This is a genomic window from Pedococcus cremeus (assembly GCF_900111375.1).
In the GTDB taxonomy this organism is placed as follows: domain Bacteria; phylum Actinomycetota; class Actinomycetes; order Actinomycetales; family Dermatophilaceae; genus Pedococcus_A; species Pedococcus_A cremeus.
This window is the reverse complement of record NZ_FOHB01000018.1, coordinates 1-18,821: the sequence shown is the minus strand read 5'-3', so window position 1 is coordinate 18,821 and position 18,821 is coordinate 1. Positions and strand designations below refer to the sequence as shown.

Sequence of the window (18,821 nt, the reverse complement as noted above, 5' to 3'; positions counted from 1 at the left end):
GTCCTTCATGACGGTGGTCACGGTGATGGAGGAGTCCTTGGCCTTGACGGCGGCCTTGACGTTGGCGAGCTCGGTGCCGGTGACGGCAGTGTGGTGGTGACCACCCATGCCGCCGCCCATGCCGCCCATGCCGCCCCGGGCGCCGTCGCCGTCCTGGCCGCCGTACCCACCCTGGCCCGGCATCGAGTAGCCGGTGTTGGCCACCTGGGTCGTCGTCGAGGCGTTGGAGACAGCTGTCACCCCTGCCACGAGCACTCCCGCGGCGGCGATGGCCGCCGCGGTGATCGCCATCTCTTTCCTGACAGCCATGTTCATGTCCTTCTCGTCGGCTGGACGGGCCCATCGCCCGGTGGTCGTGCCTCCACAGTCGGCGGCGGCCCTGTCAGGACCCGTGTCGCCACATATGAGTGACCTGTGAGGCTGGGCAACCGCTCAGGCCGGGCGGTGTGGGCCGTCAAACCGCCTGGCGTCGGCTCGTCAGGCCGCGCGGGGTCGGCTCTTCAGTCCGCACGCTGTCCTCTCGCTGCCCTACGGTCGGCCCATGGAGCACCGGCTGACCCGTCAGGAGGCACGCCGGATCGCCGTTCGGGCGCAGCTGCTCGCGGCACCACGACCAGCCGACCTGCTGGAGGTCGTGCGCCACCTCGGCCTCCTGCAGGTCGACCTCACCGCTGCCGTGGCCCCGAGCGCCGACCTGGTCTGCTGGACCCGGCTCGGTTCCCGCTACGACCCTGCGGCGCTCGACGGGCTGCTCGACGAGCGGTCCCTGGTGGAGTACCAGGGAGTGATCCGCCCGGCCGAGGACCTGGCGCTGTTCCGCGAGGACATGGCCGACTGGCCGGGCCGTGGCCCGCTCCGCGACTGGGAGGAGGACCTGCGTGACTGGTTCGAGACCAACGACGTCTGTCGCGACGACATCCTCGGCCACCTCCGGTCGGAGGGCCCGACGCCCGCGCGCGACCTCCCGGACACCTGCGTGCTCCCGTGGCGCTCCAGCGGCTGGAACAACGGACGCAACGTGCAACGGATGCTCGACCTCATGGAGCGCCGCGGCGAGGTGGCGGTGTCGGCACGCGAGGGGCGCGAGCGGCTGTGGGACCTCGCCCACCGCGTCCACCCCGACGGCGAGGTCGTCCCGGCCGAGGACGCCCGGGCGGCTCGCGACGAGCGCCGTCTGAGGGCCCTCGGCATCGCGCGGAGCAAGGGCCCCTACTGCGGCGTGGAGGCGCTGGACGCCGGCCAGGCCGGTGAACCAGCGGTCATCGAAGGGGTCCGTGGCACCTGGCGGGTGGACCCGGAGCGGCTCGGCCAGCCGTTCCGCGGCAGGGCGGCGCTCCTGTCGCCCCTCGACCGGCTCGTCGTCGACCGCAAGCGGATGGCTGAGATCTTCGAGTTCGACTACCAGCTCGAGATGTACAAGCCGGTGGGCCAGCGGCGGTGGGGCTACTGGGCGATGCCCATCCTGTACGGCGACCGGCTCGTCGGGAAGCTCGATGCCACCGCCGACCAGGCGGCCGGCGTCCTCCGGGTCCACGCGGTGCACGAGGACGAGCCCTTCAACGCCCGCGTGCGGGACGCCGTCGACCGCGAGGCCCGCGACCTCGCCCGCTGGCTCGACCTCGAGCTCGTCCTCGCGTGAGCAGCCGCCGGGTGGACCACTGGTATCCGGCCGGTAGCATGACGGCGTCCTGAGGCACCCGAGCACTGGAGCCCTCACGCGTGAACAGCCCCACCGGCACCGTCCGCCCCGCCGCAGTCATCGTCCTCGCCGCAGGTGAGGGCACCCGGATGAAGTCCTCCACCCCGAAGGTCCTCCACCGCATCGGCGGCCGGACCCTCGTGGGCCACGCGATCGCCGCGGCACGGGCCACCGGCCCCGACCACCTGGCCGTCGTCGTCCGCCACGAGCGCGACCTCGTCGCCGCCCATGTGGCGGAGGTCGACCCGAAGGCCGTCATCGCTGACCAGGACGAGGTCAAGGGCACGGGCCGCGCGGCCGAGTGCGCGCTCGAGGTCCTGCCGAAGGAGCTCGAGGGCACGGTCCTGGTCACCTACGGCGACGTGCCGCTGCTGGCCGCGGACACGCTCCACCAGCTCGTCGAGCACCACACCACGAGCGGCAGCGCGGTCACCGTCATCACGGCCAACCTCGCCGACCCGACCGGCTACGGCCGGATCATCCGGGGCGGCGACGACGCGGTCGAGGGCATCGTCGAGCACAAGGACGCGACCCCCGAGCAGCTGGCCATCACCGAGATCAACTCGGGCATCTACGCCTTCGACTCCGATGTCCTCCGCTCCGCGCTCGCCGAGGTCACCACCGACAACGCGCAGGGCGAGAAGTACCTCACCGACGTGCTCGCGATCGCCCGTGCAGCCGGACGGCGGGTCAGCGCCCACCTCATCGACGACCTGTGGCAGACCGAGGGCGTCAACGACCGCGTGCAGCTCGCGCGCCTGGGCAAGGAGCTCAACCGCCGCATCTGCGAGAAGTGGATGCGCGAGGGCGTGACGATCGTCGACCCGGACACCACCTGGGTCGACGCCGACGTCACCATCGGCCGCGACGCCACGATCCTGCCGGGCACCCAGCTCCTCGGCCCGACGGTCGTCGGCGCGAACGCCACGGTCGGCCCGGACACCACGCTCGACGGCACCGAGGTCGGGGAGGGCGCTGAGGTCAAGCGCACCGAGGCCCTCCTCGCCGTCATCGGCGCGGGCGCCACCGTCGGCCCGTTCTCCTACCTGCGGCCCGGCACGGTGCTCGGCGCCAAGGGCAAGATCGGCGGCTTCGTCGAGACCAAGAACGCCAGGATCGGTGACGGCGCCAAGGTGCCCCACCTGACCTACTGTGGCGACGCGACCATCGGGGAGGGCGCCAACATCGGCGCCGGCACGATCTTCGCCAACTACGACGGCGTCGCCAAGCACCACACCACGGTCGGCCGGCACAGCTTCGTCGGCTCCGACTCGGTGCTCATCGCGCCGGTCAACATCGCCGACGGCGCCTACGTCGGAGCGGGGTCCGCCGTCACCGGCGACGTCGACCCCGGCCAGATCGCCGTGGCCCGCGGGCAGCAGCGCAACATCGACGGCTGGGTGGCGCGCAAGCGCGCCGGCACCAAGACGGCGGCCGCCGCGGAGGCAGCCGAACGGCATACCCCTGACGCAGGAGAGGCGGACCAGTCGTGACCGGCATCGTGAAGACGACCCAGAAGAACCTCATGGTCTTCTCGGGTCGCGCGAACCCCGAGCTGGCCGAGGAGGTCGCCGCGCTCCTGGGCACCGAGCTCGTGCCGACCACGGCCTACGACTTCGCCAACGGCGAGATCTACGTGCGCTACCAGGAGTCCGTGCGCGGGTCCGACGCGTTCGTGATCCAGAGCCACGCGACGCCGATCAACCAGGCGATCATGGAGCAGCTGCTCATGATCGACGCGCTCAAGCGCGCCTCCGCCAAGCGCATCACCGTCGTCCTGCCGTTCTACGGCTACGCCCGGCAGGACAAGAAGCACCGCGGCCGCGAGCCGATCTCGGCGCGGCTCGTCGCCGACATGCTCAAGACCGCCGGAGCCAACCGACTCATGGCCGTCGACCTGCACACCGCGCAGATCCAGGGCTTCTTCGACGGCCCGGTCGACCACCTCATGGCCCTGCCGATCCTCAGCGACTACGTGCGCGACAAGTACGGCCACGAGTCGCTCGCGGTCGTCTCGCCCGACGCCGGCCGCATCAAGGTCGCCGAGCAGTGGTCGGAGCGGCTGGGCGGCGCGCCGCTGGCCTTCATCCACAAGACCCGTGACATCGACCGGCCCAACGAGACGGTGGCCAACCGCGTCGTCGGTGAGGTCGAGGGCCGGGTCTGCGTGCTCGTCGACGACATGATCGACACGGCCGGGACCATCACCAAGGCCGCCGATGCACTCATGGAGGCCGGCGCCTCCGGGGTGGTCATCGCGGCGACGCACGCGATCCTGTCCGGGCCGGCGGTCGACCGCCTCAAGGCTTGTGCCGCGCGCGAGGTCATCGTCACCAACACGCTGCCGATCGGCGACGACTGCCAGTTCGACAAGCTGACGACGCTGTCGATCGCGCCGCTGATCAGCCGCGCGGTGCGCGAGGTGTTCGAGGACGGCTCCGTCACCAGCCTGTTCGACGGCCGCGCCTGAGTTACTCGAGGTATGCCGCGGGCCACTGCCCGCGGCATACCTGCGTCACGCGCCCTTGGCGCGGCGGGCCCGGTAGGCCGCCACGTGGACCCGGTTGGCGCAGCCCTTCTCGCAGTAGCGGCGTGAGCGGTTCTTCGACAGGTCGATGACGACGTCGTCGCAGTCGTCGGCGGCGCACACCCCGAGCCGGCCGGTCTCGCCGCTGCGCACCACGTCGACGAGTGCCATCGCAGCCTCGACCGCCATGCGCGTCGCGAGCGGTGCCTCGGGGGAGGTGGCGTGCAGGTGCCAGTCCCAGCCGTCGTGCCGCACGAGCTGTGGCAGGGCGTGGTGCTCGGCCAGGAGGGCGTTGACCCCCTCGACGACGGTGCCGGTGTCGCCGAGCCAGATCTCACGCAGCCGGGGGCGCAGGTCGCGGACGGCCCGCAGCTCGGCATCGTCCCGCGTGCGCGAGCCGGTCCACTCGTAGCGCTCGACGAACCGGTCGAGGTCCTCGACGGTCCGCAGCGAGTCGCCGTCGGTCGCCGTGTTCACCAGCGCAGCCGCAGCAACGAGCGCCGTCTCCGTGTCATGGGCAAATAGCACCTTGACTCCTGTCGTCGGCCATCCGTACCGTCATCACCATAAACGCACTTCACTCCTGACAGGCGGCTCCGCTGGAGGAAGCGCCCTGACCGTCGGAAGAGGACCCATGGCACAGCCCCCCACCACCACGCGCCGCGCCGGCCTGGGTCTCGGGCTCGCCCTGGCGTCGGCCGCGACCTTCGGCAGCTCGGGCGCGTTCGCCAAGTCGCTCCTCGTGGCGGGGTGGAGCCCCGGCGCCGTGGTGACCGCGCGCATGAGCGGCGCGGCGCTCGCGCTGCTGCCCGCGGCCGTCTTCGTGCTGCGCGGGCGGTGGCACCTGCTGCGCCGCAACGCCGGGTTCGCGGTGGCCTACGGCCTCATCGCGGTGGCGCTGTGCCAGTTCGCCTACTTCAACGCCGTCGAGCGGCTCTCGGTGGCCGTCGCCCTCCTGCTGGAGTACCTCGCGCCCGTGCTCATCGTCGGCTACCTGTGGGCGCGCGGGAAGCGCCCGACGCGTCTCACCCTCGCCGGTGTCGTCCTCGCGATGGCCGGCCTGCTGCTGGTGCTCGACGTCGTCGGGGGAGTGCGCCTGAGCCTGACCGGTGTCGCGTGGGGCCTGCTCGCGGCCACCGGGCTGGTCGGCTACTTCCTCCTCTCCGAGCGCGAGCACGAGGAGTCGCTGCCGCCGCTCGCGCTCGCGTGGGCGGGTCTCGTGGTCGGGGCCGTCGTCCTGGGCCTCGCCGGGCTGGCGCGACTGCTGCCCATGCAGGCCTCCACCGACCCCGTGGTGGTCGGCGGCACCGAGCTGGCCTGGTGGGTGCCGATCGCCGAGCTCGCCGTCGTCGCTGCCGCCTTCGCGTATGCCGCGGGCATCGGGGCCGTGCGCCACCTCGGGGCGACCCTGGCCTCCTTCCTCATGCTCACCGAGGTGCTCTTCGCCATCGTGATCGCCTGGGTGCTGCTCGGGGAGCTGCCGGGCCTGGTGCAGCTCGCCGGCGGTCTGCTGGTCGTCGCCGGGGTCGTCGCCGTCCGCCTCGGCGAGCTGCGGGTCGACGGGCGCGGTGGTGAGCGGGTCGGCGGCCGGGCGACCGCCGAGGCACGCCCCTTCGACGACGGCTCCGACGCGGATTTCACGGTCCCGACGCCTGTCCCCTAAACTTCTCGGGTTGTGCCTCGGCGAGGGACCCTGCACGGCTACCGGCCGCGCCCGTCCGTGATCGACGCGGTGGAGTCTCCGTGCTGCGCCCCGCGTCGAGGCCTACCGCGTCCACTGATGTCCCCCCCGATAGGAGTCCACCGTGTCCGAGTCCAAGCTCGTCGCCGAGAAGCGCACCCAGTTCGGCAAGGGTGCCGCCCGCAAGATCCGCCGCGCCGACAAGATCCCCGCGGTCATGTACGGCCACGGCACGGAGCCCGTGCACATCACGCTGCCCGGCCACGAGACGATGATGGCGCTCAAGCAGGCCAACGCCCTGCTGACCATCGAGATCGACGGCAAGGAGGAGCTCGCGCTCGCCAAGGACATCCAGCGTGACGCCATCAAGCCGGTCATCGAGCACGTCGACCTCGTCGTCGTGAAGCGTGGCGAGAAGGTCACGGTCGACGTCCCGGTGCACGTCGAGGGCGAGGCCGCTGCCGAGACCGTCGTCACCGTCGACAGCCAGGTGCTGCAGCTCGAGGTCGAGGCCACCAACATCCCCGAGAACGTCATCGTCTCCGTCGAGGGCGTCGAGGCCGGCACCCAGATCCACGCCTCTCAGGTCGAGCTGCCGCGCGGCGCCGTGCTGCTCACCGACCCGGAGGTCCTGGTCGTCAACGTCACCGCTCAGGTCACCGCCGAGGCCCTCGAGGCCGAGCTGGCCGAGGCCGAGGCCGAGGCGGGCATCGAGCACGAGGAGCCCGAGGCCCCGGCCGAGGGTGAGGCTGCTCCGGCCGAGGGTGAGGCTGCCGCCGAGGGCGAGCAGGCCTGACGCCAGCCCTCAGAAGTCTGTGTGCCGGAAGGCCGGGTCCGTGTCGGACCCGGCCTTCCGCGCATCTCGGGCTTGCTCTGGCCCTAGGGCCCACCGTCGATCGGCGCGTTCGAGAACCGGGCCCGGATGCTTCGCGTGAGCGCTGCCGCCGGCACCGGCGCGCCGTCGACGCACAGCTCCTCGAGGTCGACTGCTCCGGCGCCGCACGCAACCCGAAGGCGGGTGCCGTCGGGGTCGGTGCCGAGGACGTGGCCGGGAACGGCGAGGAACGGCGTCGTCGGAGCGACCCGAGCCCGCCACACGACGACGCGGCGGTCGCAGAGGTACGAGAAGGCTCCGGGGTAGGGCCGTGAGGAGGCGCGCACCAGGCGCGCGACGTCGACCGCCGCCCGGGTCCAGTCGATGAGCCCGTCCTGGGGCAGGCGGGGGTAGCAGCGAAGACCCTCCACCCGTCCTCGGACCAGGCACGCGCCGGGGTCCTCCGCGAGGCTTGTCAGGGCCCGCTCGAACAGGTCGGGAGCCACCCGCGTGGCTTCGGCCAGCACGTCTCCGACGTAGGTCACCTCGTCGATGGTGATCCGTTCCCGGGCCAGGACGTCCCCAGCATCCAGGTCCGCCACCATTCGATGGATGTTGGCGTGGATCTCGTTCTCGCCGTTGAGGATCGCCCAGTTCACCGTCGCATTCCCCTTGTAGTCGGGGAGGTTGCCCAGGTGCAGGTTGAGGAGGGCGAGTGGGAACAGGTCCAGGAACGACGGGGGCAGCACGTACTGCCAGTTGGCGCTGATCCCGGCGCTGACTCCCCGACGACGTAGCGCCCCACACACCTCTGCCGAAGCCGCCTTGGTGGTGAGGAAGTAGTCGCAGCCGAGTCGCCCGGCCAGCTGCTCGAAGTCCGCGGGGCTGACGTCGTACTCGGCGCTCTCGGGCGCCGTGACGATCACGCCGAACGGGTACCCCCGGTCGGCGAGGTGCTCGATGGAGTCGAACAGGAGGCGTGAGCGGCCGATCGCCAGCAGGGTCGGGAAGGCCGTCGTCACAGCAGCTCCACCACCGGGAGTCCGGCGTGGCTGTGCACCCCGGTCAGGAGCGCCTCTGCCGCCTTCAGGCCACCTGCCTGCAGCCGGATCACGGGGTCGATCCCGATGGCGGACGGGAGTACTCCCATGTGTCCCGAGCTGACGTGGGGAGGGAAGTAGCGCACGCCGTGGGCCTCGAGGTCCTCGATGTCGACGTCGCCGGCATACCGGAGCAGCAGGGGGTGGTCGAACGCGCCGGCGACCTCCGCTGCGTCGATCGGGCCGCCATCGCGGATCCACACGTCGTCGAACGGGTACGCCGTGAACACGACGGCCTCGGCGGCCCGGAACTCGTCGGGCACCCGGACGCGAGGAAAGCCACCGACCCACTCGACGCCGGCGAGCGCGGCATACCGCTCCTGCTGCGAGTCGGGCGCCACGACCGCCAAGCCGTCGCACACCTTTCCCAGCGTCCTCGCGATGTAGGGGCCGAAGTCGTTGTTGGTCACGAGCACAAGCGTGTTGCGGTAGGGGCAGACGCCCGCGTCGAAGAGCTGCTTCAGTGCCATGTCACCGAGGTAACCGAAGACGTCGACACAGGGGTGGCGCTCGTTCGTGGCCCCGACCGCCATCCCGCGGCTGCGGGCGTAGGCGAGGTCGACATCACCGTCGCGCCACTCCCAGGCCTCGTACATCAGCGGGATGACGGCCGAGCTGCGCGCGTGTCGAAGCAGTCCCTCGTCGAGCGGGCGGAGATGACCGCTGTTGGTGATGACGTCGGCCGCGCCGACCACCTCCGGTGTCAGCCGGTCGACGAAGGTCACGTCACGGCCGTCGAGCCCGGTCGCAGCCATCGCGGACCTCGTCTCGCGCACGGCGTCGGTGAACGACCCGTGGCGCGTGTCCTTGCCGAACGCGTAGACCTTCGCCCCCGCCGCAGCAGCGAGCAGCACCGTCACGACGTACGGACCGGTCGCGGCCTCGGTGAGGACCGTGCGTCCCCGCAGGTCCAGGGCAAGGTCGTCCACCGCCCCGGCGATCTTCCGCGCGAGCGGCGTCGTCTCCGTCCCCATGTCCCGACCTTGGCACCGGTGCCACGTCGGTGAGGCTGGATTGCGCCATGTCGGCCGAACGGCCCACCAGGGCGCCTGCACCAACGGGGGGACGGCGTTGGCATACTGTCCGGCCATGGATGCCAACGGAACGTGGCTCGTGGTCGGTCTGGGCAACCCCGGACCGCGTTACGCCGGCAACCGCCACAACGTCGGTGCCATGGTGGTCGACGAGCTGGTCACGCGACACGGAGCTGGTTCGAAGCTGCGGTCCCACAAGGCGCGCGCCGCCGTCGGTGAGGTGCGTGTGGGCACGTTGCCGGGTGGTGCACCCGGACCTCGCGCCGTGCTGGCCGTTCCGTCCTGCTACATGAACGAGTCGGGCGGACCCGTGAAGGCGCTGGCGAAGTTCTACTCCGTGGAGCCGGAGCGGATCGTGGTCGTGCACGACGAGCTCGACATCCCGGCCGGCGCGATCCGGCTCAAGATCGGCGGCGGAGAGGGCGGTCACAACGGGCTCCGCTCGATCAGCTCCGCCTTGGGCACCAAGGACTACCTCAGGGTGCGGGTGGGTATCGGGCGTCCGCCCGGCCGGATGGACCCGGCCGACTTCGTGCTGCGGGACTTCTCGGTGACCGAGCGCAAGGAGCTGCCGTTCCTGCTCTCGGATGCGGCCGACGCCACGGAACAGCTGCTCTCCGACGGGCTCCTCGCGACCCAGCAGCGCTGGCACAGCCCGGCCTGACCCGCGCTCACCCGGAAGGCTCCGGTACAAAGCGCCCAGGAGTGCGTGACTAGTCACTGACCATTTTTCGGTGACAGCCGTCCGGCCGCGATCTGCGTAGTTCGGACGGTCCCCACAGTCCGAAAGACGGAGGCGGGGGCCGCCGGGTACCGGTATGCCCCAATTGCCTACGCCATGCGCGGGAGCCAGTGGGGTCTGCGGTCGAGGGTCCTACTGCCGATGACGTACTACCGGCGGTGGAGAGAGCTCTCCACAGACCTTCCTAGGTACCGCATTTCCTTGTCCCACTTGGCTTTTGGAAGGGTCAAGTAGGTCGCTTGTTCCCCTGTCACCCCGCCCACACGCAGGGCTAGCGTCGGCTCTCAGCGGCATTGGGGTTGGGGAGTGGGCATGACTGATTTCGTGAGGGCCGGGCGCCGCAACGCGCACGGTGCCCGTCTGGTGGGCGAGGCGGCGAGGGACATCGTCGCTCGCCTCGGGGACCGTGCGTCCGCGCCGCCGCGCGCAGCGGGGGAGGCCGGCGGCCTCGGCTCGCGCCGGCCGTGGGACGTCACCTACCGGCGCAACGCCTTCCTGTTGGACCTCGTCGCAGGCGCCGCGGCTGCCGCGGCTGCCCTGGCGATGTGGTCGAACATGCGACCAACCACCCACGAGAGCCAGCTGCTGGCGCTGATCCCGGTCCTGTGGGTCGGGGCCCTTGCCGCGACTCATGGCTACGAGCGTCGGTACCTCGGTACGGCCACCGAGGAGTACCGCGCGGTGTTCCACTCGACGTTCCTGGTGCTGGCGCTGGTGGCCGTCATCTCCTACGTCCTGAAGCTCGAGCTCTCCCGCGGCTTCATCATGACCGTGCTCCCCATGCTGTTCGTGATCGGGATGACCGAGCGGCACCTGCTGAGGCGACGCCTCCAGTCACGCCGCGCGCGAGGGCTCGACGTGCAGAGAACGGTGGTCATCGGGGACGCCCGCTCGATCGGCCCGCTCATCCGCGAGATCCGGCGCGCCCCCGGCCAGGGGATGCAGGTCGTCGCAGCGTGTGTGTCGGGGCTCATGACCGATGACGACGAGGCCACCGACGTCGAAGGCGTGCCGGTCTTCGGCTACCCCGAGGAAGCCATGTCGGCTGTCGACCTCTTCGACGCGGAAGTGGTTGCCGTCTCTGCAGATCCGGACCTGTGCGGCCACGCCCTGCGGCGGCTGTCGTGGGCGCTGGAGGAGCGCGAGGTGGACCTCATCGTGGCGCCGGGGATCTTCGAGGTGGCCGGCCCCCGGCTGTCGATCCGGCGTGCAGCCGGCATGCCCTTGTTGCATGTCGAGCGACCGGTGATGTCAGGTGCACGGCGCGCGGTGAAGAAGGTGGTCGACCGGGTACTCGCGGTCGCGGCCGCGGTCCTTGCCTTCCCAGTTCTCCTCGTGATCGCCGTAGCCGTGCGGCTCGACTCGCCGGGCCCCGTGCTGTTCCGCCAGACCCGGGTGGGTGCCAAGGGCGAGCACTTCCAGATGCTGAAGTTCCGCACGATGTGCGTCGACGCCGAAGCGCGGCTGTCCGACCTGCTGGGCGTCCAGGACGCCGGCAACACGGTGCTCTACAAGATGCGTCGCGACCCGCGTGTGACCCGGGTCGGTCGTGTGCTGCGGCGGTACTCGCTCGACGAGCTTCCCCAGCTGCTCAACGTGCTTCGAGGCCAGATGTCGCTCGTCGGCCCACGGCCGCCGCTGCCGAGCGAGGTGGAGGGCTACGAGCCCGACGCGGCACGACGGCTGCGGGTCCAGCCGGGCCTGACCGGGCTGTGGCAGGTGAGCGGTCGCAGTGACCTCTCCTGGGAGGAGTCCCTGCGGCTCGACCTCTGGTACGTCGACAACTGGTCGCTGGCCCTCGACCTGCAGATCATCTTCCGCACCGCGCGGGCGGTGTTGCGGGGGACGGGGGCGTACTGATGGCCCGCCTGCGTGGAGCAGCGGGGGACGTGGTGACGCTCTGGCCGACCGACTCGGCCAGAAGTGGTGAAGGGACCGCCGCACGGCGGTGTGGGAGCCGGCCCGGGGGCGGGACGGCTGTGGAAGGGGAACAAGGATGACGCTGCGCGTTGGTGTCGTGGGAGCGGGCTACTGGGGGCCCAACCTCGTGCGCAACTTCAGGGGAAGCCCGGACTGGGACCTCGTGGCCGTGTGTGACCTCGACGAGGCCAGGGCCCGCAAGGTCGTGGGTGACCGGAGCACCGTGGACGTCGAGACGTCGCTGGAGCGCCTGCTGGCCCGGACCGATGTCGACGCGGTGGCCGTGGCCACGCCGGCGAACACCCACCGGCCCATCGCCATGGCGGCGCTCGAGGCGGGGAAGCACGTGCTGGTGGAGAAGCCGCTGGCCTCGAGCCGGGAGGACGCCGAGGCGATGGTGCGTCGCGCCGACGAGCTCGGCCTGGTCCTCATGTGCGACCACACCTACTGCTACACACCGGTCGTCCAGCACCTGGGGCGCATGATCGCCGAAGGCGAGCTCGGTGACCTGCTCTTCGTCGACTCGGTGCGGATCAACCTCGGCCTCGTGCAGCCGGACGTCGACGTCTTCTGGGACCTCGCGCCGCACGACCTGTCGATCCTCGACTTCATCCTGCCCGGCGGCCTGTCGCCCGAGGGCGTCTCCGCCCACGGCAGCGACCCCATCGGTGCCGGTCGGTCATGCCTGGGCTACCTCACGATGCCGCTGCCCGGTGGGTCCATCGCCAACATCCACGTGAACTGGCTGAGCCCCACCAAGATCCGCCAGATGGTGATCGGCGGCAGCCGCCGCACGGTCGTCTGGGACGACCTCAACCCGCAGCAGCGGCTCTCGGTGTACGACCGGGGCGTCGAGCTCGGGTTCACCGCCGACGCCGCCGACCTCACCGAGCGGGCCGCGGTGAACGTCAGCTACCGGCTCGGCGACATGCACGCCCCGTCGCTGCCCGAGCACGAGGCGCTTCAGCTGATGGTGTCGGAGTTCGCCGCCGCCATCAGGGACGGACGGGCGCCACAGACCGACGGAAGGGCCGGCCTGCGCGTGCTCTCGGTGCTGGAGGCCACGCGGTCGAGCCTGGCGGCCCAGGGCGGGATGGTGCCCGTGGCGCCACTGGTCCCTGCACTGACCGCCACCGATGGCCTGTGGGCAGGGGCGACCCGATGAGTGCTCTACGGGGAGCCCGCGTGCTCGTGACCGGAGGGGCAGGCACGATCGGGTCCACCATCGTCGACCAGCTCCTCGACGCGGGCGTCGCGCACGTCGACGTGCTGGACAACCTGGTCCGTGGTCGTGAGGAGAACCTCGCCGACGCCTTCGACCGCGGTGGGGTCACCCTCGTCAAGGGGGACCTGCGCGACCGCGACCTGGTGCACGACGTCACCCGCGGCAAGGACCTGGTGTTCCACCAGGCCGCGATCCGCATCACCCAGTGCGCGGAGGAGCCGCGGCTCGCGCTCGAGGTGCTGGTGGACGGCACGTTCACCGTGCTGGAGGCGGCAGTCCAGGCCAAGGTGCAGAAGCTGGTCTACGCCTCGTCCGCCTCCGTCTACGGTCTGGCCGAGTCCTTCCCGACCGGCGAGCGGCACCACCACCACAACAACGACACGTTCTACGGCGCGGCCAAGTCCTTCAACGAGGGCATGGCGCGCAGCTTCCGCGCCATGTACGGCCTCGACCACGTCGGCCTGCGGTACTTCAACGTCTACGGCCCGCGGATGGATGTGCACGGTCTCTACACCGAGGTCCTCGTCCGGTGGATGGAGCGGATCGCCGACGGTGAGCCGCCCCTGATCTTCGGTGACGGTCGCCAGACGATGGACTTCGTCTTCACCCGCGACATCGCCAGGGCGAACCTCCTCGCCGCGGCGAGCGACGTCACGGAGGGTGTCTACAACGTCGCGAGCGGCCAGGAGACCAGCCTGCTCGGGCTGGCCGAGGCCCTGCTCCGGGCCATGGGCTCCGACCTGGCCGTGGAGCACGGGCCAGAGCGGGCCGTGAACGGCGTGACCCGCCGCCTGGCCGACACCCGAGCAGCGGCCACCGACCTCGGGTTCGTGGCCGAGGTCGGCCTCGAGGAGGGGCTTCGCGAGCTCGTCGAGTGGTGGAGGCCGCAGCGTGACGTCGTCGCTGCCGGCCGCGAGGTGCACACGTCATGAGGCAGCAGAGGGCGACGGACCGGGGCGGGGCCGGGGCCGGTTCCACGTCGGGCCAGGCGAGTACGGGCCAGGCGGACAGCGAGGTTGCCCAGCTCGTCCGCGATGCGGCGGCTGGAGACCCCGCGGCGTGGGACGTGCTGGTCGGGCGCTACGTGGCGCTGCTGTGGCACATCGCCTTCCGGCACGGGCTCAGCGAGTGGGACGCCGCAGACGTCGTGCAGACGACGTGGCTGCGGCTCTTCGAGAACATCGACGACGTCAGGGAGCCCTCGCGCGTCGGCTCATGGCTGTCGACCACGGCGCAGCGCGAGTCGCTGCGCCACGTCGCCCACCGTCAGCGTTTCGTGCCCAGTGACGACGAGTCGACGTTCGACGACCACGACCGGCTTCAGGCACCCCCGGACGAGGCCCTGATCACGCGGGAGCAGGCCGAGTGCGCCCAAGCGGCCGTGGCGACCCTGCCGGACGCCTGGCGCTCGATGCTCGAGCTCATGACGCAGGACCCGCAGCCCAGCTATGAGCAGATCAGTGCCGAGCTGGGCGTACCGATCGGCAGCATCGGGCCCACTCGGGGCCGCTGCGTTCGCAGACTACGAGCGATGGTGGCGATCTAGATGCCCCACAGCCGGTTCCGTGTCGCGGTGAGCCTCCTCGCGCTCTTCGCGCTGTCCCTCGTCCTGCCCTTCCAGGTGATGCAGGCGGCTCCGGCGGCCGCCGCTGACCCGTGCGCGGCGCCGGTCAACGTCATCGCGTGTGAGAACAGCAAGCCGGGGACGCCATCGAGCGACTGGTCGATCACGGGAGCAGGCTCACCGTCGATCCAGGGTTTCGCGACCTCGATCAGCGTGAACCCCGGTGACACGGTGCGGTTCAAGATCAACACCCCGTCGAAGGCCTACCACTTCGACATCCTGCGCATGGGCTACTACCAGGGCAACGGTGCCCGGAAGCTTGCCGCCAACCTCAAGCCGTCGGCGACGCTGCCGCAGACGCAGCCGTCGTGCCTGACCCTGCAGGACTCCACCGGGCTGATCGACTGCGGCAACTGGGCCGTCTCGGCGTCCTGGACCGTTCCGACCGACGCCGTCTCGGGCGTCTACATCGCGCACCTGGTGCGGGAGGACGCCACGGGCGCCAGCCACATCGTGTTCATCGTGAAGAACGACAACAGCCACTCCGACCTGCTGTTCCAGACCTCCGACGAGACCTGGCAGGCCTACAACACCTACGGCGGCAACAGCCTCTACACCTGTGCGGTCAGCTGCCCGCCCGGCAGCCCGGCGGCATACAAGGGTGCGTCCAAGGTGTCGTACAACCGTCCGTTCCACTCGGCTGAGGACGACTCGGGTGGCCGCAGCTGGCTGATGTACACCGAGTACCCGATGATCCGGTTCCTCGAGGCCAACGGCTTCGACGTGTCCTACACGACGGGGATCGACGTCGGCACGACGACCGGCGGCTCCCTGCTGAACAACCACAAGGCGTTCCTCTCGGTCGGGCACGACGAGTACTGGTCGGGCACCCAGCGCGCCAACGTCGAGGCGGCCCGGGACAAGGGCCTGAACCTCGCGTTCTTCAGCGGCAACGAGGTCTTCTGGAAGACGAGGACCGAGGCCAGCTACGACGGGACCAGCACGCCGAACCGGACCCTGGTGGCCTACAAGGACACCCACTACGACGGGCAGGCCGACCCGGTCGCCTGGACGGGCACGTGGCAGGACCCGCGGTTCAGCCCACCCGGCGACGGCGGCAGGCCCCAGAACGCCCTCACCGGCCAGCTGTTCCAGGTGAACTCCGGCACCACGGACATCAGGGTGCCCGCGCAGTACTCCCAGCTGCGGTTCTGGCGCAACACCGGCGTCGCGAGCCTGCCGACCGGCCAGACGCTCACGCTCGGAGCCGGGCTCGGAACGCTGGGCTACGAGTGGGACGTCGACCCGGACAACGGCTTCCGGCCGGCGGGGTCCTTCCGGATGTCCTCGACGACGTCCACCTCGGCCGAGGTCTTCACCGACTACGGCAGCACCACCAAGACCGGTGGCACGGCGACCCACAACCTCACGCTGTACCGCGCACCCAGTGGGGCGCTGGTCTTCGGTGCGGGGACGGTGCAGTGGTCGTGGGGTCTCGACCCCGGCAACGGCCCTGACCGGAACATGCAGCAGGCCACGGTCAACCTCTTCGCCGACATGGGGGTGCAGCCGTACGCCCTGTTGTCCGGACTGACGGCCGCGACGGCGTCCACGGACACCGCGGCGCCGACCTCGACGATCACCTCGCCCGCAGGCGCGTCCACGGTCGGCGACGGCGGGAAGATCACCATCTCCGGCACGGCGGCCGACACGGGCGGTGGCGTGGTCGCAGGGGTGGAGGTCTCCACTGACGACGGGAAGACATGGCACCCCGCCACGGGCACGACGAGCTGGACCTACAGCTGGGTGGCACACGGGAACCCGAGCACCACCATCAGGTCGCGTGCCGTCGACGACAGCGGGAACCTCGAGACGCCCTCTGCGGGAAAGTCGCTCAACGTCAGCTGCACCTGCTCCATCTGGGGCACGGGTTCGGCTCCGACCCAGGCCGACTCCGGCAGCGCCAGCGCCGTCGAGGTGGGCGTCAAGTTCAGGTCCGACGTCTCCGGGGTGGTCACCGGCGTCCGCTTCTACAAGTCGAGCAAGAACACCGGCACGCACGTGGGCAGCCTCTGGACGTCGTCCGGCACCAAACTCGCGTCGGCGACCTTCACGAGCGAGAGCGCATCCGGGTGGCAACAGGTCACCTTCGCCACGCCCGTGGCGGTCAACGCGAACACCACGTATGTCGCGTCGTACTTCGCGCCCGTGGGGCACACGGCCCAGGACGACGACTACATGTACAACGCGCCGTCCCCTGACCCCTACTCCAACGGCGTCATGGACAGCCCGCCCCTGCACGCCCTGCGGAACGTCAGCGGCACCACGAACGGGGTCTACAAGACCTCCGCCACGACGACGTTCCCCAACACCAGCGTCAGCGCCCGCAACTACTGGGTCGACGTGATGTTCAACGCCAACAGCGGCGCGGCCACCGTGCCGGGTGCTCCCACGGGCGTGTCGGCCACCCCCGGTGACGCCTCGGCGCAGGTGGCGTGGACCGTCCCCGGGGACGGTGGCAGCGCCATCACCAGCTACACGGTGACGCCGTACATCGGCACGACGGCGCAGACGCCGACCACGGTGAGCGGCACCATCTCGGACCCGACGGTCACGGTGACCGGACTGACCAACGGGACGGCATACACCTTCAAGGTCTCCGCCACCAACGCGGTCGGCACCGGTCCTGACTCGGCGGCGTCGAACGCCGTGACGCCGTCGAAGACGAGCTGCACGGCCTGCACCATCTGGACGGCGACGACCGTGCCGAACACCCCTGACCAGGGCGACCCCAACGCGACCGAGATCGGCACGAAGTTCAAGGCGGACGTGAACGGCGAGATCAAGGGGATCCGCTTCTACAAGGCGAACACGAACACGGGAACGCACATCGCCAACCTGTGGACGAGCACCGGCACCAAGCTCGCCTCGGCCACCGTGACGGGTGAGACCGCCTCGGGCTGGCAGCAGGTCATGTTCGCCAACCCGGTGACCATCACCGCGGGAACGGTGTACGTCGCGTCCTACTTCGCGCCGGCAGGGCACTATGCCGCCGACACCGGGTACTTCGCGGCCTCCGGGGTGGACAACGGCCCCCTCCACGCGCTGAAGGACGGCGTGAGCGGAGGCAACGGCGTCTACCGTTACACCTCGACCAGCGCCTTCCCCAGCAGCACCTACCAGTCGGAGGCCTACTTCGTCGACGTCGTCTTCTCGACGACGTCCGCGACGGCACCCGCCGCGCCGACCAACGTCACTGCGTCCGCCGGCGACGCGTCGGCCTCGGTGACCTGGACCGCGCCGTCCGACGGTGGCAGTGCGATCACGAGCTACACGGTCACGCCGTACATCGGGACGACGGCGCAGACGCCGACGACGGTGACGGGGAACCCGCCGGCGACCACGGCGACGGTGAGCGGGCTGACGAACGGGACGGCATACACCTTCAAGGTCAAGGCGACGAACGCCGTTGGCGCAGGTCCTGACTCGACGGCGTCGAACACGGTCACACCGACGAGCAACGCGACGGCGCCCGCCGCGCCGACCAACGTCACTGCGTCCGCTGGCGACGCGTCCGCCTCGGTGACCTGGACCGCGCCGTCGAACGGTGGCAGCGCGATCACGAGCTACACGGTCACGCCGTACATCGGGACGACGGCCCAAACGCCGACGACCGTCACCGGGAACCCGCCGGCCACGACGGCGACGGTGAGTGGGCTGACGAACGGGACGGCATACACGTTCAAGGTCAAGGCGACGAACGCGATCGGTGCCGGACCGGACTCGGCTGTCTCCAACTCCGTCACGCCCTCGGCGGCAACGGCGCCGGACGCTCCGACCGCCGTGACCGCCACGGCAGGAAACGCCTCCGCCACGGTGAGCTGGACCGCGCCCGCCAACGGCGGAAGCGCGATCACCAGCTACACCGTCACGCCGTACATCGGGACGACGGCACAGACGACGACGACGGTGAGTGGCAGCCCGCCGGCGACGACGTCGACGGTGGGCGGGCTGACCAACGGCACGGCCTACACCTTCAAGGTGACCGCGACGAACGTCGTCGGGACGGGCCCGCAGTCGGCGGCGTCGAACACGGTCACGCCGAGCAGCGGCGCCACCGCTCCCGGGGCACCGACGAACGTGACTGCGGCTGGTGGTGACGGGTCGGCGACGGTGTCGTGGACGGCGCCGTCCGACGGTGGCAGTGCGATCACGAGCTACACGGTGACCCCGTATGCCGGGTCGACGGCCCTGGCGTCGACGCCGGTGACGGGGAACCCGCCGGCGACCACGGCGGTCGTGAGCGGGCTGACGAACGGGACGTCGTACACGTTCAAGGTGTCGGCGACGAACGCGGTCGGCACGGGTGCGCAGTCGGCGGCCTCGAACGCGGTGACTCCGTCGGCGACGGGTTGCTCGGGCTGCACGATCTGGTCGGCCTCGGCGACGCCGGGCACGGCGAGCGCGGCGGACTCCTCCGCGGTGGAGCTGGGTGTGAAGTTCAAGGCGGACGTG

Annotated in this window: 14 protein-coding genes and 1 pseudogene; 11 read left to right on the top strand and 4 right to left on the bottom strand. The window is 70.7% G+C overall.

The genetic code is table 11. The annotated features are described in order from the left end of the window. Positions 1 to 309 (bottom strand): annotated as a pseudogene (locus BMW78_RS20365) (hypothetical protein); the annotation flags it as partial. A 232-nt stretch (positions 310 to 541) separates the two neighbouring features. On the opposite strand from BMW78_RS20365, the gene BMW78_RS20360 reads away from it, so the two are divergent. The 3 genes from BMW78_RS20360 (at position 542) to BMW78_RS20350 (ending at position 4,169) form a co-directional block, all read left to right on the top strand. Continuing rightward, positions 542 to 1,639 carry a DNA glycosylase AlkZ-like family protein gene (locus tag BMW78_RS20360; protein ID WP_091763435.1) on the top strand — a complete coding sequence of 366 codons (1,098 nt, stop codon included), beginning with the start codon at positions 542 to 544 and terminating at the stop codon, positions 1,637 to 1,639. Between the two features lie 80 nt (positions 1,640 to 1,719). Continuing rightward, on the top strand, positions 1,720 to 3,192 hold the full coding sequence (gene glmU / locus BMW78_RS20355; RefSeq protein ID WP_091763434.1) for a bifunctional UDP-N-acetylglucosamine diphosphorylase/glucosamine-1-phosphate N-acetyltransferase GlmU: 1,473 nt from the start codon (positions 1,720 to 1,722) through the stop codon (positions 3,190 to 3,192). Further along, on the top strand, positions 3,189 to 4,169 hold the full coding sequence (locus tag BMW78_RS20350; RefSeq protein WP_091763432.1) for a ribose-phosphate diphosphokinase: 981 nt from the start codon (positions 3,189 to 3,191) through the stop codon (positions 4,167 to 4,169). The genes glmU and BMW78_RS20350 overlap by 4 nt, the downstream gene beginning before the upstream one ends. Before the next feature lie 45 nt (positions 4,170 to 4,214). On the opposite strand, the gene BMW78_RS20345 is transcribed toward BMW78_RS20350, so the two are convergent. Then, positions 4,215 to 4,754: a CGNR zinc finger domain-containing protein gene (locus tag BMW78_RS20345; RefSeq protein ID WP_091763430.1), complete on the bottom strand. Its 540-nt coding sequence runs from the start codon at positions 4,752 to 4,754 to the stop codon at positions 4,215 to 4,217. A gap of 106 nt (positions 4,755 to 4,860) precedes the next feature. On the opposite strand from BMW78_RS20345, the gene BMW78_RS20340 reads away from it, so the two are divergent. Both BMW78_RS20340 and BMW78_RS20335 read left to right on the top strand, forming a co-directional pair. Then, positions 4,861 to 5,889, top strand: a complete 1,029-nt coding sequence (locus tag BMW78_RS20340) for an EamA family transporter (protein ID WP_091763428.1) — start codon at positions 4,861 to 4,863, stop codon at positions 5,887 to 5,889. A gap of 142 nt (positions 5,890 to 6,031) precedes the next feature. Next, a complete protein-coding gene (locus BMW78_RS20335; RefSeq protein WP_091763426.1) occupies positions 6,032 to 6,703 on the top strand; it encodes a 50S ribosomal protein L25/general stress protein Ctc in 672 nt (223 codons plus the stop codon). Between the two features lie 83 nt (positions 6,704 to 6,786). Here BMW78_RS20335 and BMW78_RS20330 read toward each other — a convergent pair whose 3' ends face one another. Further along, positions 6,787 to 7,743 carry a methionyl-tRNA formyltransferase gene (locus BMW78_RS20330; protein ID WP_177180492.1) on the bottom strand — a complete coding sequence of 319 codons (957 nt, stop codon included), beginning with the start codon at positions 7,741 to 7,743 and terminating at the stop codon, positions 6,787 to 6,789. Next, entirely contained in the window at positions 7,740 to 8,795 is a 1,056-nt protein-coding gene (locus BMW78_RS20970; RefSeq protein WP_177180491.1) for a hypothetical protein, read from the bottom strand. Before BMW78_RS20970 ends, BMW78_RS20330 begins: the two co-directional genes overlap by 4 nt. Positions 8,796 to 8,910: 115 nt before the next feature. Here BMW78_RS20970 and pth point away from each other — a divergent pair, with 115 nt between their 5' ends. The 6 genes from pth to BMW78_RS20300 form a co-directional block, all read left to right on the top strand. Continuing rightward, positions 8,911 to 9,519, top strand: coding sequence for an aminoacyl-tRNA hydrolase (pth, locus tag BMW78_RS20325; RefSeq protein WP_091763422.1), 609 nt, complete (start codon positions 8,911 to 8,913; stop codon positions 9,517 to 9,519). 390 nt (positions 9,520 to 9,909) lie between these two features. After that, entirely contained in the window at positions 9,910 to 11,457 is a 1,548-nt protein-coding gene (locus tag BMW78_RS20320) for a sugar transferase (RefSeq protein WP_091763420.1), read from the top strand. 136 nt (positions 11,458 to 11,593) lie between these two features. Further along, positions 11,594 to 12,682 (top strand): Gfo/Idh/MocA family protein, encoded by a 1,089-nt coding sequence (locus BMW78_RS20315; RefSeq protein ID WP_091763418.1) that lies wholly within the window; start codon positions 11,594 to 11,596, stop codon positions 12,680 to 12,682. Then, positions 12,679 to 13,674 carry an NAD-dependent epimerase/dehydratase family protein gene (locus BMW78_RS20310; RefSeq protein ID WP_091763437.1) on the top strand — a complete coding sequence of 332 codons (996 nt, stop codon included), beginning with the start codon at positions 12,679 to 12,681 and terminating at the stop codon, positions 13,672 to 13,674. The genes BMW78_RS20315 and BMW78_RS20310 overlap by 4 nt, the downstream gene beginning before the upstream one ends. Then, complete coding sequence (locus BMW78_RS20305; RefSeq protein ID WP_091763416.1) at positions 13,671 to 14,288, top strand: RNA polymerase sigma factor; 618 nt, start codon at positions 13,671 to 13,673, stop codon at positions 14,286 to 14,288. Before BMW78_RS20310 ends, BMW78_RS20305 begins: the two co-directional genes overlap by 4 nt. Before the next feature lie 27 nt (positions 14,289 to 14,315). Beyond that, positions 14,316 to 18,821, top strand: a 4,506-nt coding sequence (locus BMW78_RS20300; protein ID WP_245736050.1) for a N,N-dimethylformamidase beta subunit family domain-containing protein, incomplete at its 3' end; no start/stop codon positions are given.

Excerpts from the sequence above, each read along its gene's own strand:
- BMW78_RS20360 (WP_091763435.1), top strand. The coding sequence starts at position 542 with ATGGAGCACCGGCTGACCCGTCAGGAGGCACGCCGGATCGCCGTTCGG.
- BMW78_RS20340 (WP_091763428.1), top strand. The coding sequence starts at position 4,861 with ATGGCACAGCCCCCCACCACCACGCGCCGCGCCGGCCTGGGTCTCGGG.
- BMW78_RS20970 (WP_177180491.1), bottom strand. The coding sequence starts at position 8,795 with ATGGGGACGGAGACGACGCCGCTCGCGCGGAAGATCGCCGGGGCGGTG.
- pth (WP_091763422.1), top strand. The coding sequence starts at position 8,911 with ATGGATGCCAACGGAACGTGGCTCGTGGTCGGTCTGGGCAACCCCGGA.
- BMW78_RS20320 (WP_091763420.1), top strand. The coding sequence starts at position 9,910 with ATGACTGATTTCGTGAGGGCCGGGCGCCGCAACGCGCACGGTGCCCGT.
- BMW78_RS20315 (WP_091763418.1), top strand. The coding sequence starts at position 11,594 with ATGACGCTGCGCGTTGGTGTCGTGGGAGCGGGCTACTGGGGGCCCAAC.
- BMW78_RS20310 (WP_091763437.1), top strand. The coding sequence starts at position 12,679 with ATGAGTGCTCTACGGGGAGCCCGCGTGCTCGTGACCGGAGGGGCAGGC.
- BMW78_RS20305 (WP_091763416.1), top strand. The coding sequence starts at position 13,671 with ATGAGGCAGCAGAGGGCGACGGACCGGGGCGGGGCCGGGGCCGGTTCC.